Origin of the sequence: Citrobacter sp. Cpo015, from assembly GCF_030333035.1 — a bacterium.
In the GTDB taxonomy this organism is placed as follows: domain Bacteria; phylum Pseudomonadota; class Gammaproteobacteria; order Enterobacterales; family Enterobacteriaceae; genus Citrobacter; species Citrobacter portucalensis.
In genome coordinates this window covers 1,121,216-1,146,966 of record NZ_JAOWGS010000019.1, presented here as the reverse complement: position 1 = coordinate 1,146,966, position 25,751 = coordinate 1,121,216, and the positions used below count along the sequence as shown (strand labels likewise).

Genomic DNA, 25,751 nt, shown 5'->3' with positions numbered 1-25,751 from the left:
ATACCTGCGAGCAAGGAGCATGTTGTGGCCAGGGCCATGGACAATTCAATTTTAGAGACCATTGTGCAGCAGGTTCGTCCGCTGATTGGTCAGGGTAAAGTCGCTGATTACATTCCGGCATTAGCCTCCGTCGACGGTTCAAAACTGGGTATTGCTATCTGTACCGTTGATGGACAGCACTATCAGGCGGGAGATGCGCAAGAACGTTTTTCTATACAGTCGATTTCAAAGGTGCTCAGTCTGGTCGTGGCGATGCGTCACTATCAGGAAGAGGAGATCTGGCAGCGCGTTGGCAAAGATCCTTCCGGTCATCCTTTTAACTCCCTGGTACAGCTGGAAATGGAGCAGGGTATCCCTCGCAACCCCTTTATTAATGCCGGGGCGCTGGTGGTTTGCGATATGCTGCAAGGGCGTCTAAGCGCACCGCGTCAACGGATGCTGGAAGTGGTGCGGGCATTAAGCGGCGTTTCGGATATCGCCTATGATGCGACGGTCGCGCGATCGGAGTTTGAGCACTCGGCGCGTAACGCCGCTATTGCCTGGCTGATGAAATCCTTCGGCAATTTTCACCATGACGTGCCCACCGTTTTGCAGAACTATTTTCACTACTGCGCGCTGAAAATGAGCTGTGTGGAACTGGCGCGGACTTTTGTCTTTTTGGCAAATCAAGGGCATGCCTTTCATCTTGCTGAGCCTGTGGTCACTCCGATGCAGGCCCGGCAGATCAATGCGCTGATGGCGACCAGCGGCATGTATCAGAACGCAGGGGAATTTGCCTGGCGGGTCGGGCTTCCGGCGAAATCAGGCGTGGGTGGCGGCATCGTGGCGATCGTGCCACACGAGATGGCGATTGCTGTCTGGAGTCCGGAACTGGATCCGGCGGGAAACTCACTGGCCGGTATCGCCGTGCTGGAGCAATTAACACAACAGCTGGGGCGCTCGGTTTACTGATGAAAACGCTCGATCCTCTTTTTGCCCGGCTGGCGAAATCAACGTTTCGCTCGCGGTTTCGTCTTGGTCAGAAAGAAAGGCAGTATTGTCTGGATAAAGGGGCACCAGTTATCGAACAACATGCTGCGGATTTTATAGCTAAACGACTGGCACCTGCGTTTCCCGCCAATGATGGAAAACAGACTCCTATGCGTGGTCACCCGGTATTTATTGCTCAACATGCTACGGCGACGTGCTGTCGAGGGTGTCTGGCGAAATGGCATGATATACCTCAGGGTGTAGCGCTAAACGATGAACAGCAACGTTACGTTGTCACGGTTATTTACCACTGGTTAGTGCTCCAAATGAACAAGCCATAGATAACATTATCCTATGATATGCCCCCTTGAGTTGTGTAATTGTTAAAAGCAGTATGAAGGGGTCAATCTAAGGAGAAACCATGGCTTCCGGCAAACCCTGCATTGTGCTGAGCGCGGCACAGATTCTGTCGAGAATCGACGAGCTCAGCGATGTTCTTGAACAGTGCGTCAATGACGGCGCCTCCATCAGTTTTATGCTGCCCTTTAATCGCGAAAAATCAGAGCCTTTCTGGATGAAGGTCGCGCAAAGTGTTTCTCGCGGTGAACGGATCGTTCTTGGTACGCAGAATGCGCAGGGGGTGCTTGTCGGTACCGTCCAACTCATTATCGATCAACCCGAAAATCAACCTCATCGTGCTGATGTCGCCAAACTGCTGGTTCACCCTTCAGCGCGACGCGGTGGCCTGGCCCGTGAATTGATGAATGAACTGGAAAGTTGCGCGCGTCAACAAGGTAAAACGCTGCTGGTGCTTGATACGGCGACGGGCAGTGGTGCGGAGTTGTTCTACCACAATTGTGGGTGGAAAAAGGTAGGGGTGATACCTGACTATGCCCAAATGCCCGACGGGACGCTGACCGGAACCACACTTTTCTATAAAACGCTCTAATTTGTCGCCGGGGATTGATCAAAACAGGGTTTCAATGTATTAAAGTTTGCTAACCTATTGGACCAATTCAATCAGGTTGTATGACTAATCATAAATGGAACCCATTGTGCAAACACTAAATCGTCGCGATTTCCCCGGTGCTCAGTATCCTGAACGCATTATTCAGTTTGGTGAAGGAAACTTCCTGCGCGCCTTTGTAGACTGGCAGGTAGATCTGCTCAACGAGCATACCGATCTGAACGCTGGTGTGGTCATTGTTCGTCCTATCGAAAGTTCCTTCCCGCCATCGCTGAGTACGCAGGATGGCCTCTATACCACTATCATTCGTGGTTTGAATGAGAAGGGCGAGGCCGTCAGTGATGCCCGTCTAATTCGTTCAGTTAACCGTGAAATCAGCGTCTATAGCGAATACGATGAGTTCCTGAAGCTGGCGCATAATCCTGATATGCGTTTTGTGTTCTCTAACACCACGGAAGCAGGTATCAGTTACCACGCGGGCGATAAGTTTGACGACGCGCCAGCGGTTAGTTATCCGGCTAAACTGACGCGTCTGCTGTTCGAACGCTTCAGCTATTTTAACGGCGCATTGGATAAAGGCTGGATTATCATCCCTTGCGAACTGATTGATTATAACGGTGATGCGCTGCGTGAACTGGTTCTGCGCTACGCTCAGGAATGGGCGCTGCCGGAAGCGTTTATTGAGTGGCTGGATCAGGCCAATGCATTTTGCTCCACGCTGGTGGACCGTATTGTTACCGGCTATCCGCGTGATGAGGTAGCTAAGCTCGAAGCTGAACTGGGCTATCATGATGCTTTCCTCGATACCGCAGAACATTTCTATCTGTTTGTCATTCAGGGGCCGAAGTCATTAGCCGCAGAACTACGTCTGGATAAGTATCCGCTGAATGTCCTGATCGTGGATGACATCAAACCGTACAAAGAGCGCAAAGTGGCGATTCTCAACGGTGCTCACACCGCGCTGGTCCCTGTTGCCTGGCAGGCAGGGTTGGACACCGTGGGCGAGGCGATGAATGACGCTGAGATTTGTGCTTTCGTGGAGAAAGCGATCTATGAAGAGATCATTCCGGTACTGGATTTACCACGTGATGAGTTAGCTTCTTTCGCCAGCGCGGTAACCGGTCGATTCTGCAACCCGTATATAAAACATCAGCTGCTGTCGATTGCCCTGAATGGCATGACCAAATTCCGCACCCGTATATTGCCGCAACTGCTGGCAGGGCAACAGGCCAGCGGTAAGCTGCCGGCGCGTTTGACGTTTGCACTTGCCGCGTTAATTGCTTTTTATCGTGGAGAGCGCAACGGTGAGTCTTATCCGGTTCAGGATGATGCGCACTGGATAGAACGTTTTCAACAGCTGTGGTCCCAGCATCGCGATCGCCAGATAAGTACCGAAGCGTTGGTCAAATCTGTACTGGGTGTCAAAGAACACTGGGAACAAGATCTGACGCAGGTTTCTGGACTGGTGGAACAGGTCTCTGCCGATCTGGATACCATTCTGGCAAAAGGTATGCGTGAAGCCGTTAAGCCACTGTGCTAAGACGACTACCGATAACCCGGCTCAGGCCGGGTTTTTTCCGGACATGCATTAGTTACAACATACTGTATGGTTTATATCATAAACCCGGTCTGTGACTTAGGTGCGGCTTCATTTTAAGCAGGGCCAAAGTTGTTGGGATAATGTTGCGATTAACTTGCAACATTGATCGCTATCGCGTCTAATGTGACGGATTTCACATTTTCCCGAAGATAACCATGATCGTTCGTCCCCAACAACACTGGCTGCGCCTGATATTCGTCTGGCATGGTTCAGTATTATCTAAAATATTCTCACGGTTGCTGCTGAACTTCCTGCTCTCCATCGCCGTTATCATCATGTTGCCCTGGTATACGATGTTGGGTATCAAATTTACCCTGGCACCGTTCAGTATTCTGGGCGTGGCGATTGCTATCTTTTTAGGTTTTCGCAATAACGCCTGCTATTCACGTTATGTCGAAGCCCGACACCTGTGGGGGCAGTTGATGATTGCTTCCCGATCGCTACTTCGCGAGGTGAAAACCACCTTACCGGATGACGCCGAACTGGGACAGTTTGTTCGTCTGCAAATCGCATTTGCCCACTGTTTACGCATGACATTACGTCGAAACCCACAGGCAGAGCCGTTGGCGAAATATCTCAGCGAGAAAGATCTGCAGACGGTATTTGCCGCACAATCGCCAGCAAACCGCATTTTATTGCTGATGGGGGAGTGGTTGGCCGTACGCAGACGTGATGGACAGCTGTCCGATATATTATTTCATAGTTTAAACAACAGATTAAATGATATGTCGGCAGTACTGGCAGGTTGTGAGCGAATCGCGAATACACCCGTTCCGTTTGCTTATACTTTGATCCTTCATCGCACTGTTTATCTTTTTTGTATCATGCTGCCATTCGCGTTGGTGGTGGATCTTCACTACATGACGCCGTTTATTTCAGTGCTTATTTCCTATACTTTTATCTCGCTCGATGCGCTTGCGGAAGAGCTTGAAGATCCGTTTGGTACTGAGAACAATGACCTGCCTCTGGATGCGATTTGCAATGCAATCGAAATCGATTTACTGCAAATGAACGATGAAACCAATGTGCCAGCAAAACATATGCCGGATAAACATTACCAACTAACTTAGTTTCGTTCAGTTTCCCACCATGCTGGCCGCATATCAGAAAACGAATGAAACTCCGGCGCCAGATCTTCATCATTAGGATCGTCAAAAGCGCCGGCTAAAAGCGCAATGACCGGAGCGTCATCGATGGCGCCCACGGAACTACCGCACTGAGGGCAAAAAGCCCGACTGGTGGTTTCAGATGAGCGCCAGGTTGTCGGTTTTCCGGCTTTTCCCGTCCATTCTACATTTTCTGCATCAAACTCAATCCAGACGACGGTCGGGGCACCCGTATGTTTTCGGCATATATCGCATGAGCAGGTATGGGAATTATTAGGACTGCTGGCAGTGAAGCGGATCGAGCCACACAGACACCCACCAATGTAGACTTTAGACATAACAACCCCCGTCAGAAACATGTGGCAAGACACTAGCAGATGCCTGACATAGCCACTAGATCCTTATGATAAAAAGGCGAGGGCGCGCATACTCGGTAGCCCTGTCCTGTGATCTGTCTGATGATAAACGCTTAACTATTGCGTCTGGCAACAATAAACAACCGCGGAAATGCCAGCAAAATATTGCCGTTTTCCTGCAACGGATATTGATCCTGAAGCAGTTCATGGTAGCGAGCCAGGTAATGACGCTGCTCGCTTTCGCTCAAATCCTGCAACCAGGGGCGTAGTCCCGTTGAGCTTACCCAGTCGATAATCGCCTGATGCGAATCCATAATGTGATAATACGTTGTACGCCAGATATCCACATCACAACCCGCTTCGGTCAAAATATCATAGTAGGCGTGAACGCCAGGAAGCGGAGCACGCCCCCGGTCGGGGTAATCTTGTTCATAAGCCACTTCGCGCATCAGTACATGCGTGGGCTCCAGCCAGTTATCCGGCATTTGCACGGCCAGAACGCCGTTGTGACTCAGTTGTGAGACCAAATGTGGGAATAATTCATAGTGATCGGGCACCCACTGTAACGACGCATTTGCATAAAGCAGATCCACGGGATGCTCGGGCTGAAACTGGCTAATATCCGCTTCGATAAAATGGCAGTCAGGTAATGCGTTGCGCGCTTCATTCAGCATAGCAGGTGAAGAATCGACACCTGTTGTCTTTGCCGTGGGCCAGCGTTGATGCAGCAATGCCGTACTGTTTCCCGGACCACAACCTAGATCAACAACTGAGCGGACATTTTCTAACGCCACACGGCTGAGTAATTCTGCTGCGGGTCTTGAACGTTCAGTTGCATATTGCAGATAAAGCGAAGGGTTCCAGTCGGCCATGTATAAATCTCCAGTATGAGAGGAAAAGTCGGAAAAGGACGGTATAAGACCTTGCCGATGAGCCACTTATTTTAGAAGATTATATGAAAATGAATGATAAGGGCAGGAATATGCTGGAAACATCAAGGTTGATATTACGACAGTGGGAGGCTAAAGACCGAGCCCCTTTTGCTGCACTCAATGCCGATTCTGACGTGATGCGTTTTTTCCCCGCGCCGCTACAGAAAGCTGAAAGCGATAACCTGGCCGATAGATTTAGTGAAGGTATTGCAGAACGCGGCTGGGGATTTTGGGCCGTAGAGCTAAAAGAAACACACCAGTTTGTGGGCTGTGTGGGGTTGCATCCACAACCTGATAAATTTCATTTTTCACCCTGTACCGAAATTGGCTGGCGCCTTGCTAAAGCATACTGGCACCAGGGTCTGGCGTTAGAAGCCGCGCAAGCGAGTCTTGCATTTGCTTTTGACGTACTGGCGCTAAATGAAGTCGTTTCATTTACTTCTGTGCTGAATAAACCGTCAGAGAATCTGATGATACGACTTGGTATGAATAAAACAGAAGAGTTCACGCATCCCGCGTTGCCGCCAGATCATCGATTGGCACAACATGTTCTGTATCGTCTTTGCCGATAATTAATCAGTCTATTTTGCTCCTTTTCTCATATCAGAGAAAATAACTAAGCCAATTCCAGCCAAAATAATGACGCTTGCGAGAAGGATTCTGACGGTGAGCGTTTCGCCCAAAAATAGGATCCCACCGAGAGTGGCCAGACAAGGTACGCTGAGTTGAATAGTACTGGCCGTTGTGGACCTGAGTAAGGGGAGCAATGAATACCAGAGCAGATATGCACCTCCCGATGTAATTGCACCAGAAAGCACGCCCAGAACTAATCCATATATATCAATATGAAGATGAGAGCGGAAGAACAGAGGGATAATCAATGCGACCGGGATTGCCAGGATGAAATTCCCCCCGGTTGAGGCAGCAGCATCCGTGATTTTTTTCCCTGTGATACTGTAGAAAGCCCAGGCTAACCCAGCAATAACCATCATTATTGCAGCATACAAGGAAGGGCGTTCTGCACCAGGAAGCAGCAATATGGCTATTCCAGCCAATGCCCCGAGTATTCCTGTTATTTTTAAAATTATGAGCTTTTCTCCCTGAGCTATCCCCCATACTGTCATGACGAGCTGAACGGTACCAAAGAGCAGCAGGGCACCAGCACCGGTGCTGAGAGAAACATAGGCAATGGAGAATGAAAAAACATAGATACAAAGGAGCAGGGCATTTAACCACTTGAACTCAAATTTTCTGCTGTCAGATGTTATCGCAATAAAAAAGAAAAGGGCAATTGCGCCACTTATCAACCGGAGGCTGCTGAATGAAATAGCATCAGCATGCATCCCCTTCAATGCGAGTCGGCAAAGTACGGAGTTGCCGGCAAATGCGACCATTGCGATGATGATTCTGATGAGCAAGATAACGTCCTTTAGTCGATACGATAATTAGCGCAAGATGCAGGTGTTGTCTTTAAAAACAGGTGTGTTGATTAACATAATTGCCAACATCAACGACTCTATTCGTGTTGGGATCGACATTAAGAACGACAAAACGCATTTGCGGGCAGAACAGCTCTGCACTTTTCTTGCTGCATTCAGTTTGTAGCCATCGATGCTCACCCTGTTCGGTTACAACCGTGTTCACGTTTCCGTATTCGCTGCACACAAAACCTTTTTCAGTTGCTCTTTGCCTTGCTCCCTCCAGGCTCAGACCAATAACATTCAGCTCATCGACCTCTTTGGCATGTGTGCTGTCGGAAACACGGGTTAATGTGCAGCTCGACAGCGTAGAGGTAGAAAGTAGTAATAATATGATACGTAAGAAGATGTTATCGTCTTTTAGGAACATGGACTGATGCCTTAAACAGATCGTTATGGTGATGATTTCACGACGCACTGCGCCGGGTCAAATACGGTCTTCCAGTCCTGTTTCATATCAACCACGGTCCAGCCATGCGATTTCGCCTGCGTTAATCCATCAACAAGTTTTCCGCTTGCGGGTGGGTGACTATCATAGGCGTATTCACGTGCGGCATCGGTATGATGGACCAGCAGTCCGAAGGTTTTCGCGTCCGGATTGGCGGCCGTGTACTGCAGCATGGCGAGATCGCCATCGCTATTGCCAAATGCGCCCACGGGGCGCTGCCCCATAAACAGGTGGATCGCCACGGGCTTGTTCGCCGCGTCATCATTGAAGGCTCCCGACATCGTCTTGGTGATTGTTGTCCCATCTCCGGATAACGCGAACTCGCCGAGCGCGAACGATCCGATCACCTGTTCTGGCGGAATACCATACATTTTTTGCGAGAGCACGCGCATGAAATCTATCCCGCCGCCGGAAACAATCCAGGCTTTAAAGCCATTCTCTCGTAGATAATCCAGCAACTGACGCATAGGTTGATATCCCATCTGGTCATACTGGCAGCCAAAACGTGGGTCTTTATGCGTTGAAACCCAGTTGGTAACGCGCTGAGTAAAGTCCTCCGTTGTCATGCCACTGTGCGTGAGCGATAGCAGGTGCATAAGCCCTTTTTCTCCTGAACCGACGACGCTTTTGAGGTCGTCTTTCAATACGGCCTGCACCAGCGGATCGTTCGACCAATTGGGATTTTCTGGGGCAAGACGTTTAATCTCGTCCAGCGCGAACTGGATCTGAAACGTCATCGGCGCTTCCGGCCACAGTGTCCCGTCATTATCAAATACGACGTAGCGTTTATCAGTGGGAATAAACGTTGGACGATCGGGGTTGGTGGCATTTTGTACCCATTCTTCAATAGCGTGTTTGGCTGCCGTGTCATTCCATGCGGAGAGGGGCTCAGCCGCGGCGGTGCTGCAAAGGCCGCATAAAGCCAGTGTAATTAACGTACGCTTCATTGTGAGTTCCTGTTATCTGGGGTTTGTCCCGGTAACGAAATCGGCTGCCAGAATCGGCACCAGCGGTGAGATAAATAACGCGCGCTACGCAGCAATGTGCGGCGGAAAATAAACATAAGAACGAGTAAAGCGAGGCTGCCCGTCAGCAGCAGCACGGTCGACCATGTGAAGGTGTCGCGGCTGCCTTTTAACACAGATTCTGCCCCAGCGGTGCGTGAAGCGGCAACGGTATATTTACTGCCGGGCAGTTCAGCGATTTGCCATTGCTGATGGGTTGTATCCCACCAACGTAATTTAATCGGCGGTAGTGTGATTTCTCCTGCAACAACCGGTAAATAGCGGAGTGTTTCCACGCGTTCAGCGCCTGTAATGTCACCGCGCCCCGACGTCAGCATACGGTTTTCAGGTGTCAACCGTTGGGTGTGCGTGCCGTTTATAGCATACAGCAGCTGTGGGATCTGAGCGGGCATGACATCGGTAGCGCTGGCGGTGACGACGCGTTCGATTACGTCACCGGCGCGCAGCGTTTTATCTTCACCACTGCGGTAAATATTGACCTTCTGGCTGAGCGAAAAGCTGGAAGCGGGCAGAAAACGGTCCGGTTGTTGGACACCTGTCGGCCAGCTAACCGCCGTTTCCAGTGCAGGCAGTTTGACCGTAACGGGTGCTTGCCCGGATGCGGTTAATGTCATTTCGAAAGCCGGTAAATCCAGCTTACCCTGATCCCATGCAGTGATTTGGCGTTCCATGCGCACGCCGCTCCAGCTTGTACCGCCATCGTGACGGGTCAGCAATTGATTCGGTGACGTGCTGGTTAGAATATCGCCATTTTCTACTGGGAAATCAGGCCACTGCGGCGGCGGGTTAAACCAGGAATCTGTCCAGAACGTTACCGCTACCCGCACCGGCTGGCCAGGGACAACGTGTTCGGGGGCGATCAATTCGCGGGAGACCGTCATTGCCGCCTGGCAGGGAAGTACCGCCAGCAGTAATAACCAGATAAGCTTCATTGGTCTTCTCCTGGCTGGGTTCGGTAGAGGCTTTCTAACAGCCCAGAAGGTGAAACCGCCAGATTTTCATACCACTGATTCACCTGTGGATTCCCTCCGGCAATGGGCTGAATATCCTTTTGTTCTGCCCCCTGGTGGGGCTTCAGGTCGTGCTTAATTTCATCGGGTTTGTAATCTTCTTCTTCTCCCTGAGCCGATTTATTTTCGCGCTCCTTTTGTCGCAGTTGCATGATGATTGCGGCGATTTTTGCGCGGTTACCCTGCGCCAGCTTCCAGTCCGGGCGCAGGCTTAATGCCCGATCGTAGCTGTTCAACGCCTGTTGCCACTGTTTTTGCTGGGCGTAGCTATTGCCTGTCCAAAGCAGCGCTTCCGGGGTTTGTTCAGCCTGTCGGAACGCGGCGGTAGCGGCGGGATAATTTCCCGCCCGATACCATGCGATACCTTGCCGGAGTGGATCGTTAAAATGCTGGGCCGCGCGTGTGTAATCCCCCCTGGAGAACGCACGCTGCCCCTGCACATCGGGGCTTATCCAGGCATCCAGCCAGGCGGCGTGGCCGGAAGGCTGCCAGAACAGCATCGGCGCGACCAAAACCCAGCAAAAGAGCTGGCGTCGCCAGATTAACAGCAGGGCAAGTATTGGGATCGTTAGCATCCAGCCATCGTTCCGCCAGTGTAAATCGCTGCGGGCATTGTTTTGCGCGGTGACACTTTGCTGGATGTGGCTCTGTACCACGGGCAGGTCTTCACCATCGGTGGTTACCAGCGTGACCGGAATTCCGTCGTCGCGCATCTGCTCGAAGCGCGAAACGTTCAACCGTGTATCCGTACCGCTGGCGGCATATTTCTCGGGCAGCGCGCCCCCTTGCGCGGTTCCGGGCACCCAGATTTGTAGCGGCGTATTTTGTTCACCAAGCCATCTGGCGTCTTCCGCGCTTAAGGTATCGGTCACCAGGATAATGCTGCGCGGCGCGGCGGGCATATTGTGCATTGCCAGCGAGACCGCATGTTGTAATCCAGAACCTTCGCCAGAGGGTAATAGTGCAGGCGTTTGCGCATGCAGGAACAGCGAGTAAAAGGCCGTATCGACGGTAAGTGGAGTGGTAAGCCAGGCCCCGGCGTTATAGACCACCAGGCCAAAGCGTGTTCCCGGCATGCGTTCCATCAGCGACATGATTTTGGTCTGCATCCGCTGATGTCGGCTGGGAGGCAGGTCGCTGGCAAGCATCGCGGTATCCTGCTGCAAAATCACCATCACGTTGCTTTCTGGCGTCAGGGCGGCGGGAAGCTGACGCTGCCAGCTTGGGCCTGCGAGCGCGATAACACCAAGCATCACCAGCCACGGCAGCGCCCGACTGAGTTTACGTTGTCGCCCGACGATCAGCGCGTTTGCCAGCGACTTATCCATAATGCGCGACCAGGCGCTACGCCCTGCAGAGGGTAACCACCACAGCGCGATGGCAGGAATCAACAGCAGCAAACGCCAGGGGTATAAAAAGTGAAAATCACTCATGCCATTCTCTCCCTGAGCGCGCGATAAATATTAAAAGCCAGCAATAAAACCAGTGCGGCAGCGAGAGGCCAGGCAAACAACGGTATTCGCCATGACCAGCCAATACTCTTCACCTGCACCGGCGTGATGGCGTCAATTTCTTGCCAGACCGCATCCAGCGACGCACCGCTGTTCTGCGCCGTCCATGCGCGCCCGCCGGTGGTATGGGCGATATCCTGCAAAAGACCTAAATCCACCTTGTCATCGCCGCTGCTGTTGACGTCGCCAAAAGCGATGGTGTGGACCTGTACGTGATGGCTGGCCGCCAGCTGTGCGGCAAGGCGAGGTGTCAACTGCGAAGCGGTGTCGTTACCGTCGGTCAGAAGAATGGCCAATTTGCTGGCTTCATTATCGCCGCTGGAATCTAACAGTTTCACCGTCACGCCCAACGCGTCGCCAATCGCCGTCTGTTGCCCCGCCAAGCCTGGCGCAAGCTGATTGATACGGGTTTCCAGCGCCTGTTTATCCTCACTGACGGGCGCAAATGGCCAGGCGCTGTTAGCAAAGATCACCAGACCGATACGATCTGATTTGCGGGCGGCCACGAATTTTTTAACCGATTCCTGCACCGCCTGTAGCCGGGTAATGCCCCCCGCAACATCGTTTTCTTCCATTGATCCAGAAACGTCCAGAATCAGCATGATGTTGCGCATTGGTTTTTCAATATGTTGTGGCGGAGTCAGCAATTCCGGGCGGGCAAGCGCGCAGACCAACAGCGCCCAGACCAGCCAGAACAGCCCGGTCGATAACTTTCCGCTGTGGGCAGGCTGGCTATTGAGCTGGAGTTCATTGATCAGCCCGGGCAAAAAAGGGACCCGAACATACTCTGTAAGTGAGCGCTCTTTGGCCATCACAAAGCGGCCTACCAACGGTAGGATAAGTAGCAGCCAGGCCCATGGCCAGGCGAACGCCAGGCGTGAGAAGTATTCAGACATGGGGTAGTCCTTCAAGCCAGGTGCGAAGCTGCACACGCAGCCGCGCGGTATCGGCATCACTCAACTGGTTGTCTGGTTGACAGTATCGTTCGCAAAGACGTTGGCGCAGCGCATTATCCAGTGGGACGGACGGGAGCCATTGGGCAGGGTCCAGCGCACCGCTAACCTGTTCACGCGGCTGATGCACCAGCAAAATACGTTTCATCAGCAGCAGCCAGCTGTCCACCGTTTGCGGTTGAGTGAGGGCCGTCAGGGCCTGACGACGCCACAGATTGCGGCGCCATCTGGCGACGCGAAAGATGAGAAAAACCAGTATCACGAGGAGCACGACGCCGCCCAGAGCGAACCATCCCGGCGGCAGGGGAAACCATGACGGTGAATCGGGGAGAACCGGTTCCGCCAGTTCGGGTACCGTAAATCCTTTCTCCAGCATCTAAACCCCTTTTTGTAGCTGTCTGAGCAGATCCCCGGCGACAACAATCTGCTTCACCTGGACGCCAAGCCGCGTGAGGCGCGACGCCTGCGCCGAAAGCCGCGCTGTAATACTCTGTTTGATGCCGTCCTGTAGTGCAGGCGAGAGTGAAAATGCCGCCTCTTGCCCTTCATAACGGGCCGCCAGTCGCCCGTGAGCAGGCAGGCGCAAATGCAGATCGTCGAGTATCACGAACGCGCTCACTTCTCCCCGACGGCGCAGGGCCGCCAGCAGTGCATCGCATTCACTATCCATATCGTGAAAGTCGCTGATTAACGCGACCCAGCAGCCGGTTGGAATCAACGGCAGGCTGTGGCGCAGGATGGCTGCCAGCGTGAGCGGATGGGGAGCTTCATGCGGATAGTTGTCCGCCACGGCGTGGTTGTACTGCACTAAATCGTCGAGAAATGCAGGGAGTGAAGCGTTTGGCGCACGGCATTTGCGCAGGGAAAAGTCCTGGTCACCAAAGACGATACCGCCTAAACGATCGCCGTCGTGCCAGCTGCGCCAGGCCAGCAGCCCGGCGGTTTTAGCCGCAGCGACGGATTTTGTCTGCGCGCGCGTCGAAAAAAACATATCCCGCCGCTGGTCGACCAACAAGAACACGGGACGTTCTTTCTCTTCGTTATACAGGCGAATCCACGGCGTACGCATGCGCGCGGTGGCCTGCCAGTCAATCAGCCGGACGTCGTCGCCGGGCTGATAGCGGCGTAGGCTGTCAAAGTTCAGCCCGCGACCTTGCTGTCGTGATGTGCGCTCTCCGCCAAGTGCACCTGGTGGGATCTGCCCTGGCGGATTGGCAATGGCTCGCGCATCGCCAGCGAGCTTCAGCAGCGTATCGCGGTCAACGCGAACGGCACTGTTCATCACGCTACCACGGCATCAAGGAGCATCCGTACGGCATCATCCGGCGTGCAGTTGTCGGCGCTGGCCTGGTAGCTGAGCATCAGGCGGTGGCGCAACACGGCCGGGGCTATCTTTTTAATGTCTTCTGGCAGCACCGCATCCCGACCTTCCAGCCAGGCCTGAGCGCGACCGCAACGCTCAAGGGCCAGGGTGCCACGGGGACTAATGCCAAAGGTCAGGTACCCGGCAAGCGTATCGCTCACCGACTGCGGATGGCGGCTTAAGTCCACCAGATTGACGATATAGTTTTCGACAGTAGAGGAAACATGAACGGCGGAAATAGCCTGCCAACATTCGGCAATTTCTTGTTGGCTCAGCATCAGCGCATCGGGTTGTTCAGGTGCGGCCGGTGTGACGTTCGTCAATTGTTGGTACTTTTGCTGCTGTTCTCTGCGCACCAGTTGCATCACTTTCTGTTCGTTTTCTTTAGACGGGTAATGCACCAGCACCTTCATCAAAAAACGGTCCAGTTGGGCTTCCGGCAGCGGCCAGGTTCCTTCCTGATCCACCGGGTTTTGCGTGGCAAGGACCATAAAAACACCGGGCAGAGGCCAACTGTTGCCCGCCACCGTTACGTGACGTTCTTCCATGGCTTCCAGCAGAGCGGACTGCACGCGCGCCGAGGCGCGGTTAATTTCATCGGCGAGAATGATATTGCCGAACACCGGGCCAGGGCGGAAGCGGAACTGATCCTCTTCGCGGGAAGCGTTTTGCTGATAGATTTCGCTGCCGGTGATGTCTGAAGGCAGAAGATCCGGCGTGAACTGAATACGGCGGTAATCCCCCTCAACGTGGCGCGCAAGCTCACGCACAGCGCGAGTTTTCGCCAGACCCGGTAGGCCTTCCAGCAGAACGTGTCCATCACAAAGCAGGGCGATGATCAGCATGCGCACCAGCTCTTCCTGACCGAGAACCTGCTCATTCATGCGTTGTTCAAGCTGTAATAATTTTTCTCGATTTATCATCGGCGTAGCCCTGCAAAATCACGTTTAAGTAAGGTTGTGATGCCCACCAGAATCGGCTCGGCATAGTTAAAAAAGGCTTTAATGCCCGGGCAAAGGTAGTTCAACCCCAGTTCGCCGTCCGGTGCGCGTACAATGCGGTTTTTCGGGCATTCGCCCCAGCACAGCTTCAGATAAGGGCAGGTTTTGCAGTAGTTGGGTAGCGTGTCGCGCTTGCCCATGCCGAAGGCTTTTTGCCGTTCGGAAAAAGCCAGGTGTGAAAGTTGGGCATGTTCAATATTGCCGATCTGGTACTCGGGATAGACGTAGTGATCGCAGGAAAAAATATCGCCGTTTTTCTCGATCGCCAGCCCTTTACCGCAGAACTCTGAATGGGTACAGATTTGAGCAGGCATTCCCATAGTCTGCGCGACCGCCGTTTCGAACAGATTGACCTGTACGCGGCCCAGATCGTTATTAACCCACTCTTCAAACACGGCGATCAGAAATGTGCCCCAGTCCTCCGGGTCAACTGACCAGTCGGTGACGATCGAATCGAGATCGCCAGGGCGCGCGCGGCGGCTACCGGTTAACGGGATGCTTTCGTCCTGCCAGAACTGTGGTGCGGTTTGCTTGAAATCGACCGGTTCGACGCACGGGTTAAACTGTACGTAGGTTGCGCCCAGTTCACGGGTGACGAAGCGGTATACTTCCAACGGAAAGCGGGCATTGGTGCGGTTTACCGTGACCAGGGCGTTAAATGGGACGCCGTGACGCTTGAGGGCCTCAACGCCCGCCATCACTTTGTCGAATGTCGGTTTGCCGCTACGGGTGACACGGTAGCGGTCATGCAGTTCTCGTGGACCATCAATGGACAGCCCCACCAGAAATTGATGTTCTTTAAGAAATTCAGCCCATTTGTCGTTCAGCAACACGCCATTAGTTTGTAAATCGTTCTCGACGCGCTGGCCGGGCTTCTGGTACAGCTTCTGAAATTTGACTACTTTCTGGAAGAATTCCAACCCCATTAACGTGGGTTCGCCACCTTGCCAGGAAAAGACCACCTGGTCGCCGTCCTGGCCATCAATGTACTGGCGAATGAAATTCTCTAGCACCTCATCGCTCATGCCAGTATGTCTGTCCTGATGCAGCAGCTCTTCTTTGTGCAGGTAAAAACAGTAGGAACAGTCGAGGTTGCAGGTCGAGCCGGTGGGCTTGGCCATTACGTGAAAGCGGCGCTTGTATTCTGGTCCTTTACCGTCATATTTTTCCGCCGACGGAAGCGCTTTAACCGGTAGTGTGGTGCTGTACTTCATATAGCAGACCCCTAACAAGAAAACGTCACTACTCTTCAAAAAACGGGCAGGCTGTCTGAACAGCCTGCCCGGAGGCTTAGGTTATTTATTGATATTAGAGCCTTGTTCCAGCATCGCCGAAGCGTCGGAAATGGTGAACGAACCCGGTTTCTGACGCGGTGGGAACTCTTTGAAGGTTTCCAGCATCTCTTTCGCGTATTTCTGCGCGCCGCCCATAAGGAACAGACGGTCGTAGAACCAGGAGTTGTAGCCCATACCGTCGCTGCCTTTCTCCAGCGGATCGACCTCAAGGTCAAAGATCAACGGCGTACGCAGCTTGGTGAACGGGTATTTCCACAGATCAAGACCGGTATGCTCCTGAATCATAAAGTGAACTTTCCAACGCTCGTAGCGCATAGCCAGCAGATCGCCGTCATCGCTCCAGTAGAAGAATTCTTTACGCTGATTCGGGCCTTTGCCCTGGAGGTAGTCGAGCTGGTTGTAGCCATCCAGGTGCACCTTGTAGGTAATGGACGGCGTTTTGTAGCCTTTTAACAGCTCGTTTTTAATGTTCGGATCGCCCGCAGCCGCAACCAGGGTAGGGAACCAGTCGTTACTGCCGAAAATGCCGTCAACAATGGTGCCTGGCTTAACGTGGCCCGGCCAACGAATCATCGCCGGTACGCGGAAACCACCTTCCCAACCGGTGTTCTTCTCGCCGCGGAAAGGCGTTTCGCCTGCATCAGGCCAGGTTGCTGTCATCGGGCCGTTATCGGTGGTATAGACGAGAATCGTATTGTCTTCGATGCCGAGATCTTTAATCTTCTGCAGCACTTCACCAATCATCTTGTCATGTTCCACCATGCCGTCGGCGTAGGTTCCAAGGCCCGTAGCACCAATGCTCCCGTCTTTCAGGTGCGTTTTGTTATGCATACGGGTGGTATTGAACCAGGTGAAGAATGGCTTACCGGCTTTAACCTGACGTTCCATGAAGTCGTTGTTGGCCGCGAGCGTTTCTTCGTCCACGGTTTTCATACGCTGGACGGTAAGCGGACCGGTATCTTCAATCTTGCCATCGGCGGTGCTCTTAATGACGCCACGTGGGCCAAACTCTTTGCGGAAGGCCGGATCTTTCGGGTAGTCCGGGTTCTCCGGTTCTTCTTCGGCGTTCAGGTGGTAAAGGTTACCCATGAACTCATCGAACCCGTGCGCGGTTGGCAGGAATTCATCGCGATCACCGAGGTGGTTTTTACCAAACTGGCCAGTAGCGTAGCCCAGTTGCTTCAGGATGTTCGCAATGGTCGGATCTTCTTTTTGCAGACCCTGCGGCGCCCCCGGCATCCCCACCTTACTCATCCCGGTACGGAACGGCATTTGTCCGGTAATGAATGAAGAACGGCCAGCGGTCGAGCTTTGCTCAGCGTAGTAGGAGGTGAACTTGGCACCTTCGGCAGCGATGCTGTCGATATTTGGGGTTTTATATCCCATGGTGCCCTGATTGTAGGTACTCAGGTTCCAGTAGCCGATGTCATCACCAAATATAACGACAATATTTGGTTTAGATGAGTCTTGCTTTGGCGCATTTTCCGGTGCGGTAGATGTCGCCGGTGCAGCATGAACAGTGGACACAGCGCCAGCTGCTAACGTTAGCACACTGGCAATCATCGTCCTTCTAAAAGGGACACTTTTATGCATGGTGGGGAACTCCGTTCATTAGGAAAGCCTTTTGAGTATAGACACGAAAAAAATCCTCCAAATTTTTTCTAATGGAGGTTAATTACTTTCACAAGATAACTATTCGAGAATTCCTGCAAAAATATGAATAATGCAGGGCATATCTTTCGCATCGTGATTAATTTAATGCAGCTTAATTAAGGCGGAGGGGTTATTCCATCTGGAAGTTATTTAATAATAAATTATGGAAGAAGTTATCATTATTGGATTTCAACATAATGCTGAATCGATGCAACACACACTGACAGTTAATTTTATGCACCAGGACGCTATGCAAGCCACGCGGATACATAGCTGCCAAATGCTCTATTCAGGTCAAAGAGGCGCTATTTCTTTACGAATGGATACGCTGACTGACCCCGTAGGGAAGCGTTATTTACCTTTTTATCAGAGGGGATAATCGAACGCTTATATTTAGTAATGAGGAAAAGAACCTTTGAAAGGCAATGTCATCTTTCACATGAAATGAAGATCTCTTTATCACTAACATTGCGTAAGTGAAAGGCTGGTCTATGCTAAAAAAAGCAATCAAATTTGCGTTGGCTTTTTGAATAATAACGATAATTCTCGTGTTTTCGGTGGCGAATATGAACAGGATTGTGATCGCTTTTTTAATGTGCTTTCTTTCCTCTTTGGTTGTTAACACATATGCGGCGGAACCTCGTCAGGAGCCCACCGAAAAGGAACGCGCGCGAACGGTTTATATTTTTCATCAACCGATTGTCATGCTCCAGGCGAAATTCGGCCTTACCACGCCAGAAGAGCGGGTGCTACGCATCCGCAATACGCTACGAAATTTCACTGAAGCCGATGTTCGCGAACCGCTACAGGTTGTGTCGGTCACGCGTTATAACCAGCCGGGAAGGCTTATCGTGATGAACGGTAAACCGGTGATGTTGCTGACACAAGGCGATCTCGACGAAGGAGACGATCTTACGCTCGACCAGGCGGCGCAGCGCGTACTGGCGCGCATGGAGGCGCAGCGGTCTGCATTGAGCGATCAGTATAACAGCGGCTGGCTGGCGCTGTCGGCGGTGAAAACGGTGGCTGGTCTGGTGGGACTGGTACTGTTTTGGTTCGGTGCATACCGTTCCTGGCGTTGGGTCAGACGCGTTTATCGTCGTCGCATTTTTGAGAACAAAAGCTGGATCCCCCAGAGTTGGCGGCGTTTTATCGGCGCTATCGAGACACGCCTGTACGCACTGTTGATGATCCTGCTGGGTATCGTTGCACTTTACGTTTGGCTGAGTTGGGTCTTTAGCCTGTTTCCCTGGACGCGCGTCTGGGGAGAGTCCCTTGGTGACTGGTCTGTACGCGTAGTGCGTGATATTGCATTGTCGATTGTCTCAGCGTTACCTGGCTTGATGATCGTCCTGATCATTTTTCTCATCACGGCCTTCATCCTGAAGTTGCTTAAAGTGGTTCTCAACCAGGTGGAGGCAGGGCGTTTGCAGTTGCCTGGAATTCACCCTGAAACCGTGGGCGCAACCCGGAAGTTGATCTCTGTGGTGGTGTGGCTCTTTGCGCTATCTGCAGCCTATCCCTTTTTGCCCGGTGCCAATTCACTGGCGTTTAAAGGTATCAGCGTTTTCTTTGGCCTGATGCTCACGCTGGGGTCGGCCGGGGTGATGAACCACGCAATGAGTGGACTGGTTTTGATCTATTCGCGCGCGCTGCGCAAAGGCGACATGATTCGGGTAGCGGACAACGAGGGATTGGTAAGCGAAATTGGTATGCTCGCGACCAAAATTATCACTCGTGAAAATTACGTGGTCACCGTGCCAAATGCGGTAGTGGTTAGTGGAAAAATTACTAACCTTAGCGCACAAAGCACTAACGGCGGCGTCAACCTGACGGTCGGCGTTACCATTGGCTACGACACGCCCTGGCGCCAGGTCCACGCAATGCTGGAGTTGGCAGCCAAGCGGGCCAAAGGAATCGATCTTTCACAGCCGCCGTTGGTGCGTCAGCTGAGTCTGATGGACTGGTATATTTCCTATGAATTGCAGGTGCGCCTGCTGCCGGATGTATCACTGGCTGATGCCCGTAATGAACTGCACAGCAATATTCAGGACGTCTTCAACGAATTTAACGTGCAGATTATGTCTCCGAATTTTGTGCTACAACCAGAAAACAGCGTGATGGTGGCCAAAGAGAATTGGTATACCGCACCCGCAACACCGCCTGAAGGCGGGAAATAATGCGTTGGCTTTTTCTGCTAATTCCTCTGCTGTGCTGGCGCGCTATGGCGACAGGGCTTATCGATCCTGAAGACGGCATGGTGGACATGAGCCGTTATTTACAAGAAAACCCGTACGGTTTTCTACCGATTCCGCTGGTTATTACCGAACCGGCCATTGGTTATGGCGGCGGCCTGTTCGGTCTGTTTCTGCATGGCAAGGGACGACAGGTTGATGGGCAGTTTATTCCCCCGGCCATGAGCGCGTTTGGCGGTGGCGGAACGCAAAACGGTACCTGGTTTGTAGGTGGAGGGCATCGCCACACCTGGCAGGATGACCACATTCGCTATCTGGTTGCAGGAGGCTATGCCGATGTCAATCTGGATATATATTCTGGTGACGTATTGGGCTTTGGCAATAACCGAGCCGTGGAAACCGAAACTCGCGGTTATGGCGGTATGCAAAAGCTTCTCTTTCGCGCAGGGGATTCTCCCGTTTTTTTGGGAGCATCACAGTTCTGGGCAAAGATGGATATCTCTGCCCGCAATAATCCGCTCGTCAACCAGGTATGGCGGCAGCTATTGGGTGAAAGCAGCATCACCTCTGCATTGGGGCTGGTAGCGGAATACGACACAACCGATAACTTCTTTTGGCCCGGACGCGGGCTTTCTCTTAGCGGCGAGTATCAATTCTACGGCCACTATCTTGGGGGCGACTATCGCTATGACCTGCTGACGCTCGAAGGCAAGTTTTTCCTGCCACTGAACGCCGACTGGACGCTTTCACTTGCAGGGGACTATCAAACGCTGTCGCAGCAGGATAAACATCTGCCACCAATGGCGCGCCCTTATATCGAACTTCGTGGTATCTCTCGCTATCGCTATCAGGGGGATGACGTGAGTACCGTTCAGACGCAGTTAGCCTGGCAAATGTCGTCGCGTTGGATTGTTTTGGGTTTTGTCGGTGCTGGAAGTGCGGCAGACAGTACATCAGAGCTTTACCGTAGCGCAGAAGTGGCCTGGGGCAGCGGTATTCGATATTTGATTGCGCGCGAATACGGACTGCGTACCGGTGTAGATGTCGCTTTTAGCGATAACGAACAAGCAGTTTATTTTAATGTTGGCTCTGGCCTGTAGGGATGAGCGGAATGAATGAGGACAAATAATGAAATGGTTCCACGCGGTTGTTCCGTTGCTGTGGGTTTCCGGCGTGGCCAGCGCAGCTGAAACTGATGCCAGCACGTTTCCGATTTGGGGCGAGGAGGCCAGGGCGCGGGGATATGCCATTCCGCTACCGTTTGGCATCAACCTGAGCTATATGAACATGCGGCAAAATATTGATGTCGATAGCATCAGTTTTTCCGGACTGGCGCTTGGCAATCACCCGATTCCTGTCGATATGTTCAATATTGATGCCGGCCATACGCGTGAACAGAGCAAAACTGAAAACCTACGTCTGGACATGTGGGTCTTCCCGTTTTTGAACATTTACGGGCTGGTAGGGCACACACGCGGATCGTCGGTCTCGAATGTTTCAGTAGATGCAGACCCTTCGCGCTACACCGGTGTTGACCGCATTATCGCATCATCTGTGCATCAGCTTTATCAGAGCGGTGAGCTACAGGATATTGATTTTGTTCTAGATTTTAAAGGCACAACCTGGGGAACCGGTATTACTTTGGCAGGAGGATACGAAAACTGGTTTGCCCTGGTGGATACCAACTATACCCGTACTGATTTTGACATTCTGGATGGCAAAATTTCAGCCCTTACCGTGTCTCCCCGTGTTGGGTATCGCTTTAAATTTCAGGGGCCGGTGGGCGAATCGCATCTGAGCGTCTGGGTGGGGAGTATGTACCAGAACGTGCAGCAGGAGTTCAGGGGTAGCCTCTCCGATCTGCATATGCCCGCTGAGCTTCAGCCACTGATCCAGGCCGTAAACCAGGATGGCAACGGGCGATTTGATGTTAAACAGAATCTGACCTCTCCGTGGAACATGCTGCTGGGGACTCAGTTTGAAATGACACCACAATTTAACGTCCTGACGGAGTTTGGATTTAACGAACGCAATAGCTTCTTTATTGCCGGTGAATATCGCTTCTGATGAACGGTTATCGCGTCATGTTGACATCGCTATTGGCTCTGACGACCTGGTCTGCGGAGGCGTTAACATTGGATCAACCCTCAATTGACGCTTTCCTCGGGAAGCTGGGTGCGGATAACCAGTACGATCCGGCAAAAGGGGTGAACTGGAGCGTGTTGCCGGGGCCATTTTACACTCCAGAGCTGAAGCTGGGTCTTGGCATGGCGGTGGCGGGGATCTACCGGGTGGATGCGGCAGATAAAACAACTCAGAACTCTTCTGTTTCCTTGACGGGTTATGTCAGTGCCAGCGGGGCGTTGGGAATGGGGATCAGCAGTTATACCTTTTTTACCGACGACCGTTGGCGATTGTTTGTGGACGGCTCAGTGAACAAAGTGCCAACGGGTTTTTGGGGCATTGGCTACGACGCAGCCCAGGGTAATGAACAGGATTACACCAACAACTCCGTGAGTTTGCATCCTGTATTGATGCGAGAAATCGCTGAACGCGTTTATCTCGGCGCGGGTTGGGATTTTTCTTCTATGCAGGCGGACGTTGACGATCCGCATCAGGGGGACGTGTTCAGCCTAAATAATGCGCAGACATCGCCGTTATCGTCTGGACCCAGTGTAAGTCTGAGTTACGACACGCGTGACGTTGTCACGCGGCCACAGCATGGACACTATTTTAAGCTGGAGTACACCTGGTTTGATCCGTCTTTTGGTTCAGATACTCATTTTACGGCAGCACAGATTCAGTACGATCGTTACCTTTTACTTGATGACAGGACTGTGCTGGCGTTCGATTTATGGGGACGTTTCACTCGTGGAGACGTGCCGTGGGATCGTTTATCAATGGCCGGAGACGACCGCCGTCTGCGGGGGTATTACCAGGGGCGTTATCGGGATAAGGATGTGGTAAGTGGGCAGGTGGAATATCGAAAAAAACTCAACTGGCGACATGGTTACGTGTTGTGGTTGGGCGCAGGAGCTTTAGGCAGAAACATTGACGATATGGGACATCATCCGATCTTACCTAATGCGGGTGTCGGTTATCGCTTTGAAGTGAAGCCCGCCATGAATATCCGCCTGGATTTAGGTTTTGGGAGAGAGAGTGCAGGATTCTATTTTCAAATTGCGGAGGCATTCTGAATGGCTAAAGGATTTCTGTTTTTACTGCTGGTAGCCGGATTTGCCTGCGCGGAAGTTCCTGGCCTCACTCTTAAACAAGCGCATAAGGCATATCCCGTTGTCGGCCATTTAGCACCGCCGGAGTCACTACGCCCATGCTGCGCGTTTGGCTATGATCTTCATGTCAGGGCGATAGGTGTGCCGATCCCTGTCTACCAGATTGGCAATGTATTAACGTTAGATTCACTGGGGCGTCATCACTATAACGATAGTGCGTTGGGGGCCGTGAAAAATATCGTTGGACTGAGTGAGGAAAAAAACGGACTGCTTTATACCCACCGTGGGGGTTTTATCGACATAGCGCACGTTCGCGATACGGCGGATAACACCTTTTACCTCTTTTCTCGTATTTATCCAAAACTTGGTCAACAGTGGCGTTTTTTTTACAGCGAAGAATTGGGCGTCAGACGGATACAGCTACACGGTTTCACACCTCCTGCAGCAATGGCGCAGCGTTACACATTGGCCGCCTGGTTGGCGGGGAATCTGGCCTTTGAACTGGCTCAATGGCACGAAATTGCACAGTGGTATGGATTCGAGTCTGTTCCCGGTTTTTCTGAGCAGATTTCTGCATTTTCCCCGGAAGATCTCTATTCAAATCTACTGGGTGCTCGTATCGCCATCAACGTGATTTTACAGGGCAGGGTGGAATCCATTGCGGCCTACAACGCGGCGGTGGATCGCGAACTGCAGCGGGTTTTACTGCAACTTGGCGTCGCAACCCGGACTGAAACTGAGCGTAAGTTTCGCGAATTGGACGGTGACTGGTGGAACAGTAAACGTAGGGTTCCAGATAAATTTCTGGTGTTAAAGCGTAACTATAATCTTGAGCATAACCGGTTACCAACCCCAGTTTCGTACGAGAACGCCACGCCACTGCAACTGACTTTTCCCGCCGTGATCGAAGGATATCGGCTTGCGCGCCTGGGCGAGTTACAAATTTACCCGGGCACTTCCATGCAATCGCTTCCGCGACCGAAAACTTATTACGCACCAGATAGTTTTCAGTCCCTGGCTGACACAGCGAGTGAAGCAGACAAAATCCAGCTCGAACGTATGCACAAGTCGCGCTTTTAATCCGGTGCTTTTGCCTGACAATTTAAATGCTGCGAGCTACGCTTTTACAGACGCTAACTACTTCAATAATGAAGAAATTCTGCAGGTGGCCTATGAAAAAATTGACCTTGATTTATCTTAGTCTTTTTTGCTCGCCGTTAGCACAAGCTAGCGCACTCTATTTTTATGAAATAGGCACCGAAGATACGGCTTTGGCAGGGGCGGGGCAGGCAGCACGTGCGCAGGATGCCTCCACCATCGTGACTAACCCCGCAGGAATGACGCGACTTCCGGATCATATGTTCACCGGTGGATTACAGGCAATGGATGGTGATGTGTCCTACACACTTGAAGACGAGACGGGGCGTAAAAGTCCCGGTGACATCATGCGCTTCTTTCCAAATGCCAGCGCATTCTATGCCCAGAAGGTGAATGACGATCTTTATGCTGGTATTGGGCTATACGGAAATTACGGTCTGGGGATCGATTTTGGCAATTGGTCCGGCGACCGGCTGATTAAGAAAAGCACCATGGTTGCGATGACGCTCAGTCCATCGCTGGCTTATAAGCTTAGTGACAGGGTTTCCGTTGGGGGCTCTGTTAACGTCAATTACGGTTTTCTGTCACTCACTCGAAATGTTGATGGCAACGATGAAAAAGAAAAGGATCATGACTGGGCGATGAGCTATCGTCTGGGATTATTAATGGAACTGACCGATCAAACCCGGGCCGGTATCTCCTGGACCAGCAAAACTGAGTACGATTTTGATATTGACGGCAAAGCGCGTTTCCCGAACTTACCGAACGTGGAATACGATTTGCCTATTTCTGCGCAGGTACGTGCTCCACAGCAGATTATGTTAAGTCTGGTTCATGACATTAATAAACAGTGGTCAGTGATGGGCGATCTTGGCTGGCAGGACTGGAGTCAGTTCGGCGCGCCGCAAATAACGGTGGTCGGGCAAGAAGTTGATAAGTCCAGTCGTCTTAAGGATTCGTGGCATACGGCTTTAGGTGTGCAATTTCGACCTACGGAACAATGGCGTTTGAATGCGGGCGTAGCATTTGATAGTACGGTCTATAATTCGCAAAGCGATGTGGCGCTGACGTTGCCGACCGGTGATGAATGGCGATTTGCTACCGGAGCGCAATATCAAATTACACCACAAAGCAATATCGGTGCTGCCGTGTCGTATCTGCATATGCAGTCGTCCCACGTACAGTCACCATCAATTTATCAGGGGAGTTACGATAATCCGTATCTGTGGTTTGCCAGTGTGAACTACAGTTATCAGTTTTAATGTTCAGTGAAGTGAGAGTCGCGGTGGAATTGTAGAAGACATAAAACAGCTATTTGCATAACCAGCTGTAGTCGAGAGCCATCATCCAGAACTGTTAGCGCTGTTGAGGCAACTGTGCTTGAAAGGGTTTTGAGGCGTCATTATTGAGCAGCACAAGGATGACCATAAAACATCAGATTCAGCCTTTATCTACGTTAGTGCGCATAATGTATATTATGTTAAATGCAATTTGATACGTACTCAGTTGAATCCCCATGTGGCCCACGTTTGGCCATTGACCTCCTCTGCTCATTACA

At 52.0% G+C, this 25,751-nt stretch carries 25 protein-coding genes; 12 read left to right on the top strand and 13 right to left on the bottom strand.

Annotation, left to right across the window (positions count from 1 at the left end; translation table 11 throughout):
• Positions 1 to 24 precede the first annotated feature (24 nt).
• From glsB to OGY67_RS05530, 5 genes are all read left to right on the top strand, one after another.
• Positions 25 to 951 carry a glutaminase B gene (gene glsB, locus OGY67_RS05550; RefSeq protein ID WP_003832944.1) on the top strand — a complete coding sequence of 309 codons (927 nt, stop codon included), beginning with the start codon at positions 25 to 27 and terminating at the stop codon, positions 949 to 951.
• On the top strand, positions 951 to 1,310 hold the full coding sequence (locus tag OGY67_RS05545) for a DUF4186 domain-containing protein (RefSeq protein WP_008784753.1): 360 nt from the start codon (positions 951 to 953) through the stop codon (positions 1,308 to 1,310). Before glsB ends, OGY67_RS05545 begins: the two co-directional genes overlap by 1 nt.
• 80 nt (positions 1,311 to 1,390) lie before the next feature.
• Entirely contained in the window at positions 1,391 to 1,918 is a 528-nt protein-coding gene (locus OGY67_RS05540; RefSeq protein WP_286573712.1) for a GNAT family N-acetyltransferase, read from the top strand.
• A 106-nt stretch (positions 1,919 to 2,024) separates the two neighbouring features.
• Positions 2,025 to 3,476, top strand: coding sequence for a tagaturonate reductase (locus OGY67_RS05535; protein WP_286573710.1), 1,452 nt, complete (start codon positions 2,025 to 2,027; stop codon positions 3,474 to 3,476).
• Positions 3,477 to 3,691: 215 nt separating this feature from the next.
• Complete coding sequence (locus tag OGY67_RS05530) at positions 3,692 to 4,606, top strand: bestrophin family protein (RefSeq protein ID WP_032943428.1); 915 nt, start codon at positions 3,692 to 3,694, stop codon at positions 4,604 to 4,606.
• Here the strand turns inward: OGY67_RS05530 and OGY67_RS05525 are convergent.
• Both OGY67_RS05525 and tam read right to left on the bottom strand, forming a co-directional pair.
• On the bottom strand, positions 4,603 to 4,980 hold the full coding sequence (locus tag OGY67_RS05525) for a GFA family protein (RefSeq protein ID WP_003832953.1): 378 nt from the start codon (positions 4,978 to 4,980) through the stop codon (positions 4,603 to 4,605). The two genes, OGY67_RS05530 and OGY67_RS05525, sit on opposite strands and share 4 nt — an antisense overlap.
• A 131-nt stretch (positions 4,981 to 5,111) precedes the next feature.
• Positions 5,112 to 5,870 (bottom strand): trans-aconitate 2-methyltransferase, encoded by a 759-nt coding sequence (tam, locus tag OGY67_RS05520; RefSeq protein WP_032943429.1) that lies wholly within the window; start codon positions 5,868 to 5,870, stop codon positions 5,112 to 5,114.
• Between the two features lie 110 nt (positions 5,871 to 5,980).
• Here tam and OGY67_RS05515 point away from each other — a divergent pair, with 110 nt between their 5' ends.
• Complete coding sequence (locus OGY67_RS05515; protein ID WP_048226507.1) at positions 5,981 to 6,502, top strand: GNAT family N-acetyltransferase; 522 nt, start codon at positions 5,981 to 5,983, stop codon at positions 6,500 to 6,502.
• Positions 6,503 to 6,511: 9 nt separating this feature from the next.
• Here the strand turns inward: OGY67_RS05515 and OGY67_RS05510 are convergent, their stop codons facing one another.
• The 11 genes from OGY67_RS05510 to OGY67_RS05460 form a co-directional block, all read right to left on the bottom strand.
• Positions 6,512 to 7,348 carry a DMT family transporter gene (locus OGY67_RS05510; protein ID WP_111465643.1) on the bottom strand — a complete coding sequence of 279 codons (837 nt, stop codon included), beginning with the start codon at positions 7,346 to 7,348 and terminating at the stop codon, positions 6,512 to 6,514.
• A 52-nt stretch (positions 7,349 to 7,400) separates the two neighbouring features.
• Positions 7,401 to 7,778, bottom strand: a complete 378-nt coding sequence (locus OGY67_RS05505; RefSeq protein ID WP_048235393.1) for a hypothetical protein — start codon at positions 7,776 to 7,778, stop codon at positions 7,401 to 7,403.
• A 23-nt stretch (positions 7,779 to 7,801) separates the two neighbouring features.
• On the bottom strand, positions 7,802 to 8,803 hold the full coding sequence (locus OGY67_RS05500) for an HAD family hydrolase (protein ID WP_286573708.1): 1,002 nt from the start codon (positions 8,801 to 8,803) through the stop codon (positions 7,802 to 7,804).
• Entirely contained in the window at positions 8,800 to 9,813 is a 1,014-nt protein-coding gene (locus OGY67_RS05495; RefSeq protein ID WP_286573706.1) for an oxygen tolerance domain protein, read from the bottom strand. Before OGY67_RS05495 ends, OGY67_RS05500 begins: the two co-directional genes overlap by 4 nt.
• Positions 9,810 to 11,324 (bottom strand): tetratricopeptide repeat protein, encoded by a 1,515-nt coding sequence (locus OGY67_RS05490; RefSeq protein WP_286573704.1) that lies wholly within the window; start codon positions 11,322 to 11,324, stop codon positions 9,810 to 9,812. Before OGY67_RS05490 ends, OGY67_RS05495 begins: the two co-directional genes overlap by 4 nt.
• On the bottom strand, positions 11,321 to 12,298 hold the full coding sequence (locus tag OGY67_RS05485; RefSeq protein WP_286573702.1) for a VWA domain-containing protein: 978 nt from the start codon (positions 12,296 to 12,298) through the stop codon (positions 11,321 to 11,323). The genes OGY67_RS05490 and OGY67_RS05485 overlap by 4 nt, the downstream gene beginning before the upstream one ends.
• On the bottom strand, positions 12,291 to 12,731 hold the full coding sequence (locus OGY67_RS05480; protein WP_079934027.1) for a DUF4381 domain-containing protein: 441 nt from the start codon (positions 12,729 to 12,731) through the stop codon (positions 12,291 to 12,293). The genes OGY67_RS05485 and OGY67_RS05480 overlap by 8 nt, the downstream gene beginning before the upstream one ends.
• Positions 12,732 to 13,637 carry a DUF58 domain-containing protein gene (locus tag OGY67_RS05475; RefSeq protein ID WP_286573699.1) on the bottom strand — a complete coding sequence of 302 codons (906 nt, stop codon included), beginning with the start codon at positions 13,635 to 13,637 and terminating at the stop codon, positions 12,732 to 12,734.
• On the bottom strand, positions 13,637 to 14,641 hold the full coding sequence (locus OGY67_RS05470; protein ID WP_079934029.1) for an AAA family ATPase: 1,005 nt from the start codon (positions 14,639 to 14,641) through the stop codon (positions 13,637 to 13,639). The genes OGY67_RS05475 and OGY67_RS05470 overlap by 1 nt, the downstream gene beginning before the upstream one ends.
• On the bottom strand, positions 14,638 to 15,933 hold the full coding sequence (locus tag OGY67_RS05465) for an anaerobic sulfatase maturase (RefSeq protein ID WP_219988087.1): 1,296 nt from the start codon (positions 15,931 to 15,933) through the stop codon (positions 14,638 to 14,640). Before OGY67_RS05465 ends, OGY67_RS05470 begins: the two co-directional genes overlap by 4 nt.
• Positions 15,934 to 16,014: 81 nt before the next feature.
• Positions 16,015 to 17,607, bottom strand: coding sequence for an arylsulfatase (locus OGY67_RS05460; protein WP_079934031.1), 1,593 nt, complete (start codon positions 17,605 to 17,607; stop codon positions 16,015 to 16,017).
• Positions 17,608 to 18,233: 626 nt separating this feature from the next.
• Between OGY67_RS05460 and OGY67_RS05455 the strand changes: the two genes are divergently transcribed.
• From OGY67_RS05455 to OGY67_RS05430, 6 genes are all read left to right on the top strand, one after another.
• Positions 18,234 to 19,847, top strand: coding sequence for a mechanosensitive ion channel family protein (locus OGY67_RS05455; RefSeq protein ID WP_032943434.1), 1,614 nt, complete (start codon positions 18,234 to 18,236; stop codon positions 19,845 to 19,847).
• Positions 19,847 to 20,962 (top strand): BamA/TamA family outer membrane protein, encoded by a 1,116-nt coding sequence (locus OGY67_RS05450; protein WP_286573694.1) that lies wholly within the window; start codon positions 19,847 to 19,849, stop codon positions 20,960 to 20,962. Before OGY67_RS05455 ends, OGY67_RS05450 begins: the two co-directional genes overlap by 1 nt.
• A gap of 28 nt (positions 20,963 to 20,990) precedes the next feature.
• Entirely contained in the window at positions 20,991 to 21,929 is a 939-nt protein-coding gene (locus OGY67_RS05445) for a hypothetical protein (protein ID WP_008784763.1), read from the top strand.
• Between the two features lie 17 nt (positions 21,930 to 21,946).
• Complete coding sequence (locus tag OGY67_RS05440; RefSeq protein ID WP_240500723.1) at positions 21,947 to 23,059, top strand: BamA/TamA family outer membrane protein; 1,113 nt, start codon at positions 21,947 to 21,949, stop codon at positions 23,057 to 23,059.
• Positions 23,060 to 24,175: a DUF4056 domain-containing protein gene (locus OGY67_RS05435; protein WP_079934033.1), complete on the top strand. Its 1,116-nt coding sequence runs from the start codon at positions 23,060 to 23,062 to the stop codon at positions 24,173 to 24,175.
• 92 nt (positions 24,176 to 24,267) lie between these two features.
• Positions 24,268 to 25,455: an OmpP1/FadL family transporter gene (locus OGY67_RS05430; protein WP_079934034.1), complete on the top strand. Its 1,188-nt coding sequence runs from the start codon at positions 24,268 to 24,270 to the stop codon at positions 25,453 to 25,455.
• Positions 25,456 to 25,751 lie beyond the last annotated feature (296 nt).